The sequence below is a fragment of the Actinotignum sp. usb-actsch-rep-73 genome, from assembly GCF_059082735.1.
Genome location: NZ_JBHNPV010000077.1, coordinates 1 through 5,745, shown reverse-complemented (window position 1 = coordinate 5,745; position 5,745 = coordinate 1). Strand labels below are relative to the sequence as shown.

Genomic DNA, 5,745 nt, shown 5'->3' with positions numbered 1-5,745 from the left:
GGGCGTGACGGCCCCAGTAGCCGTCCTCGGAGAAGAGGCGCTCGACGACCTCGTCGAGCATCCCGAGGTCGGTGAGCAGGTCGAGCACGGTGTAGCGATTGCGGATGGTCTGGGCCTTGATGTGCGTCTCGCGGAAGCGCGCCATGTCGATGCCGATCATCTCCGGGTGGTACGGGGCGCCGACCTTCTTCAGTCGGTCGACGACCTCATCCGCGGTGATGAGCTGGTCCTTCACTCGCGCGACGATGCGGGGCCAGGCCTCGCGGATGGCGGCGATGCGGGCGCGCAGTTCGTTGCCCTGGAGGTTCTTCTCGATGGAGTGCTTGACGGCCTCGTCGGCGATACGCGGGATGAGGAGGCCGCGGACCTTCGCCTCGATCTCCTTGTCGGTCTTCGCGGCCGCGACGATCGCGTCAACGTCGAGGGCGTCCATGTCGATCTTGAGGGCCTCCTCCCAGATCGCGCAGGAGGCGACGGTGCCGACGCCGACCTTCATGCCGTGCGAGAGCGGCGGCTCCCAGTCGAGGCCGTGGCCCTCCATCTCCCACACGTGGGAGAACTGGTGGCCGGCGCCCGAAGCCGGGCGCGACGACTGGGCGGCCTGCATCGCGAGGCCGGACATGATGTTGCCCTCCGCGAGTCCGGTGATGGCCTCGGCGTCACCCGCGCCGATGCGCTCGGGATCGGCGAGGGCACCGCGGAGCGGGCCCTGGACGAGGGACCACACGTAGTCGTCGATCGGTTCGATGCCGAGCTCATCGGCGAGGATCCAGTCGGCGCCCGCGGGGATCTTCTCGATGAGATCGCCGTAGCCGGTGGCGATGAGGCGATGGGGAGCCGCGGCGATGACGCGCAGATCGGCGACGAGAGCGGTCGGCGCGGGGCAGGAACGGGTGATCTTGAAGCCGTCTTTCGAGATCGACGCGCCGAAGGCGGCGTAACCGTCGACCGAGGGCGCGGTGCAGACGTTCATGTACTCGCGGCCGAGCTCGCCCGAGGCGAGCTTCGCGATGTCGTTGAGCGTGCCCGAGGCGATCGAGCAGACAACCGTGTTCTCGAGGGGACGGATGTGCTCGCGGAGCTTCTCGACGTTCTCGTAGCCCGCGTAGAGGGTCGGGGTGCCGGGGAAGACGTAGGGTTCCTCCGCGAATTCGATCCCCGCGGCCTTCAGGGAGGCGACGACCGGCTCGCCGGCTGCGGCGAAGGTGTTGCCGTCGGCGACGACGAGGACCCTCGCTCCGGGGAACATGCGGGCGAAGAGCTCGCCCGTCTTGTCAAGGACGTCCGTGCCGAAGACGATGTCCTTCGTCTCGGTGGCCGTCTTCAGCGCCTGTTCGATGAGTTCTTGCGACACTTCTTCTTCACTCCTTGCCGGTCACGCGAGGTGATCGATCATCTGATGCGAGAGGTCCTGCATCTGCGGGTAGGTCTCCATGTACTTCTCGAGGTAGAACTGGTACTCCTCGTGAACGTCGGGGCGGGGCTCGATGCGCGCAGTCTCGCGGACCATGTTGCGGGCCGCGTCCTCGATCGACTGGTACTGGCCCGAGCCGACGGCGGCGAGCATGCACGAACCGAGGACTACGGCGTCCCCGACCTCGGTGAGCGTGATGGGCAGGCCCGTGACGTCGGAGTGCATCTGCATCCAGTCGCGCGACTTCGTGGCACCGCCGCAGGCGACGAGCTCGGTCGACTCGAAGCCCGCGTCCTTGAAGGCCTTGAGGACGTGCGCGGTGCCGTAGCAGACGGCCTCCTCGATCGCGTGGTAGACCTGCTCGGGCGTCGTGCCGAGGGTGAGGCCCCACATGATGCCGCGGGCCTTGGAGTCGGTGTAAGGGGTGCGGTTGCCCTGGAAGTACTCGTTGATGATGAGCCCATTGGAGCCGACCGGGATGTCGGCGACTCGCTCGTCGAGGATCTTGTAGGGGTTCATGCCGAGGCGCTCGGCCGCGCCCGTGAGGTCGCGGCAGAAGTTGTCCTTGAACCACTTGAGCACGGATCCGGAGGAGACGAGACCTCCCTCGCACGTGTACTGGCCGGGGATGACGCCGTCGGTGTATCCGCCGAAGAAGCCCTCGCCGTGGAGCGGGTTGCCGGACTGGCCCGTGATGACGTGCGAGGAGCCGGTGATGACGGCGGTCTTGCCGGGCGAGACGACACCGAGGCCGATCTGGCCGGCCCACGCGTCGGCGCAGCCCTGGGCGACCGGAGTGCCGGGGAGGAGGCCGAGCTCCTGGGCGGCGGAGATCGAGAGGCCACCGATCGGGTGGCCGAGATCGTAGATCTTCTCGGGGATCTTCTCGAAGACGTCGCCGCAGCCGATGTGCTCGTAGAACTCGACCGGCCAGCCGCCCTTATCGCGGTTGTAGTACATGCGCAGGGCCGCGGAGTTGATGTTGAGCGTCCACTCGCCGGTGAGCTTGTAGGTGAGCCACTCGGGCGCGTCGACGAGGCGGTAGGCGTTCTTGTAGGTCTCAGGCTCGTTCTCCTTGAGCCACGCGGCCTTGAAGGGGTACCACTCGGCGGTCGCGGGCATCGTGCCGCCGCCGTTGTAGAGGCGCGCCCAGTGATCGATCGTTTCGGCGCGGGCGGACTGCTCGGTCGCGCGGACGTCCATCCACATGATCGCGTTGCGCAGCTCACGGCCGTTCCGATCCATGGCGACGACGGTCATCGTCGTCGCGTCGTAGGAGATGCCGGCGATGTGGCGAGCGGGGATGCCGGTCTCGTCGAGGACCTTGCGGGTCGAGGCGACGAGGGCGTTCCACCAGTCGGCGGGGCTCTGCTCGGCCTGGCCGGGGCGGGGGTGGTGGGTCTTGTAGGGGGTCGCCGCGAAGGCGATCGGGTGTCCGGCGAGGTTGAAGATCGCGGCTCGGCACGACTCCGTACCGTAGTCGAATCCCATGACGAACGGGCCTTCGTATCCGGGTGCAACCATTTCTTGGTCTCTTTCTTGTCTGCCGCGGCACTGCGGCTCGGGTGCTGTTGGAGTGGGGCGCTCGGGGCGCTCAGACGATGGGGTCGTTTTCCTCGGTCCAGCCGATCTCGTCCCAGAGTGCCCTCGGGATGAGGCGGTCGACGCGGTCGAGGACGTGGGTGGGGCGCTCGGCCTCGGGGAGGGCGAGGGCCTCCTCGAGGGTGGATTCCCCCGTGAGGGGCATGGCCGAGAACATGCCGGTGTTCACGGCCATCTTGATGTCGGTCATGATGCGGTCGCCGACCATCACGCATCGGGTCGGGTCGACGTCCGTATTGCCGAGGGCGGCCTCGGCCATGACGGGATCGGGCTTGCCGACGACCATCTCGCACTTCGTGTTCGTGCACGCCTCGATGGCGGCAATGATCGACGCACAGTCGGGTTCTCCGCGTCCACCCGGGAACGGGCAGAAGCGGTCGGGGTTGGTCGCGATGAGGGTCGCGCGCTTGTGGAACCAGATCGCGTCGAAGGCAATCTGGAGCTTGCGGTAGTCGAAGGTCCGGTCGTAGGAGGCGACGACGACGTCGATCTTCTCCGGATCGTCGCTCATCTCGATGCCGGCCTCGTGGAAGGCGCGGATGAGGGGCTCCTCGGCGATCGGGAAGACGACGGCGCCGGGCTTGTTCTCGAGGAGCCAGCGGGTCGTCGTGACGACCGTGTTGGCGATCTCCTCGACCGGGGTCGGCAGTCCGAGCCGTTCGAGCTTCTCGACGTACTGCTCGGGATCCTTCGTCGGGTTGTTCGAGAGGAAGCGGACCGGGATGCCGCGCCGCCGCAGCTCCTCGATGAGGCGCTTCGCCCCGGGGAGGAGGTGGTCGCCGAGGTAGATGGTCCCGTCCATGTCGAAGACGTACGCGTCGTAGAGGCGCTCGGGCCAGGCGGTGAGGGCTGTGGCGGACACGGCGTTCCTTTCGGTCGGTTCGGGTCGCCGTTCAGGCGACGAGGGCGGCGGCGGAGACCGCGAGGGTGTTCATCAGCCAGATGACGCCGGCGGGCGGATCGATGTGCGTGTCGCCGTGGGCGTAGGTCCAGCGGGCGAAGTACTCGCCGGCGAAGCCCGCGAGAACGCCGAAGCAGGTGCCGACAAGGACGGCGAGCATTCCGGAGCCGGTCGCGTTGAAGAAGAGGACGGCGGCGAGGCCGGCCGAGATCGTCATGTGATGCGTGACCGGGAACTTCAGGCCACCGGCGACGAAGAAGATGCAGAGCGCGGAGATCCCGAAGGGGATCGCCTGGGCGTTCGCGATGATGACGCCGCCGTTCGCGCTGTTCGGGGCGATGTAGCCGACGAGCATCGTCGCGATGCCGGAGGCGAAGAGACCCGCGAAGGCGGAGACGGTGAGGAGCTGGCCGGGGGTCTCCTGCCAGTCGAGCCAGCGGGTCGTGCCCTCGGGCTTCGTGATCGAATGGAAGACGCCGGTCTTGCCGAAGACTACGCGGACGAGGATGCCGGAGCAGACCACGGTAAAGGCGACCGAGTCGGTGTGCGTGCCGAACCACGGGACGAGAGCGACGAGCTTCTGGAAGAGGTAGCCGCCGACACCGAAGAGAGCGCCGATGAGGAGCACGTCGGGCTTGCCGAGGCCGGCGAGCGGGCTGTTGATGTCCTTTCCGCCGGACTTGAGGTAGCCCTTCTTCGCGGCGTAGGCCGCGGCGGCGACGCCGCCCGCGAAGGCGATGTGCGGGCCGAAGGCGGGGCCGAAGGAGACGTAATCGAGAACTGTGGTGGAGCCGGTGGCCGCGGCGACGCCGAAGCCGAGGAGAATCGTCACGCCGGTGAACGAGAAGGCGTAGTTCGCGCCGATCATCGTGCCGAACACGCCGCCGGCGGCGGCCATGAGGAGCCAGAAGAGGTTCATGTTCGAACCGATGGCGAGTGCTGCGTCAGGTGTCATGTCTTCATCCTTGAAGATTCGGGGGTCGGCCTCGTCCTCGAGGCCCTCGCCCTGCTGTCAGATGGGGTGGTCGCGAGCGACGCCCTGGGGAGGGCGCCGGGACTGCTCGTGCTCGCAAACGAGCGGTCCCAGGTTCTGGGGGCTTCAGCAGCCGACGAACTGAAAGTCGGGGTCACGGTCGTAGGCCTCGAGGGCAGCGACCTTGGGGGCGGAGGCGGAGGTCTCGTCGAAGGTGTAGCCGAGCCACTCCTTCGCGAGGCGCCGAGCCAGCTGGAGCCCGATGACGCGGGCGCCGAAGGTGAGGACCTGCGCGTTGTTTGAGAGGATGAGGCGCTCAACGGAGAAGGAGTCGTGCGCGACCGAGGCGCGGATCCCGGGGACCTTGTTCGCGGCCATCGCGACACCCATGCCGGTACCGCAGACGAAGAGACCGCGATCGGCCTTCCCGTCCGCGATCATGCGGGCGGCGGCGACGGCGACGTGCGGGTAGTCGACGTCCTCTCCGGGCTTGAGGCCGGCGTCAATGACCTCGTCGACGCGCGGATCTGCTTCGAGATCTTTCTTCAGGACATCCTTGTACTCGACGCCAGCGGAATCGGCGGCGAGAACGATTCTTAGACCCACGGTGGCCTCCTCATCGATCCTAGGCGGCGCCCGGGTGGCTCCGCTCCTTCGCGATAGGTTCATCCTAGCCACCGCGCACGGGGTCGCGCTGGGAATGCGCACAGGTGCGAGGGGTCCCCTCCCGCTCATGCGTTGTCGAGTGCGCGCCGCCCACAAATGTGCACATCGAACCCGGTTGCGGAAATCCGCCGGGGCGTCTCCCCGGGGCCCTCGGGTCTCCCGATCCGCGAGGGCGGGGCCCGGACACGA

At 67.6% G+C, this 5,745-nt stretch carries 5 protein-coding genes; all 5 read right to left on the bottom strand.

The window, feature by feature from the left end; genetic code table 11:
* Window positions 1–1,354: sn-glycerol-1-phosphate dehydrogenase (locus AC5RE1_RS07065; RefSeq protein ID WP_493938499.1), on the bottom strand; the 1,354-nt coding region annotated here is incomplete at its 3' end.
* Between the two features lie 21 nt (window positions 1,355–1,375).
* A complete protein-coding gene (locus AC5RE1_RS07060) occupies window positions 1,376–2,938 on the bottom strand; it encodes an FGGY-family carbohydrate kinase (protein WP_493938498.1) in 1,563 nt (520 codons plus the stop codon).
* 70 nt (window positions 2,939–3,008) lie between these two features.
* Window positions 3,009–3,878 carry an HAD-IIA family hydrolase gene (locus tag AC5RE1_RS07055; protein ID WP_285068090.1) on the bottom strand — a complete coding sequence of 290 codons (870 nt, stop codon included), beginning with the start codon at window positions 3,876–3,878 and terminating at the stop codon, window positions 3,009–3,011.
* A 31-nt stretch (window positions 3,879–3,909) separates the two neighbouring features.
* Window positions 3,910–4,872, bottom strand: coding sequence for a DUF7973 family transport facilitator (locus AC5RE1_RS07050; RefSeq protein ID WP_006681422.1), 963 nt, complete (start codon window positions 4,870–4,872; stop codon window positions 3,910–3,912).
* Window positions 4,873–5,016: 144 nt separating this feature from the next.
* Window positions 5,017–5,496 carry a ribose-5-phosphate isomerase gene (locus AC5RE1_RS07045; RefSeq protein ID WP_006681423.1) on the bottom strand — a complete coding sequence of 160 codons (480 nt, stop codon included), beginning with the start codon at window positions 5,494–5,496 and terminating at the stop codon, window positions 5,017–5,019.
* Window positions 5,497–5,745: the final 249 nt, after the last annotated feature.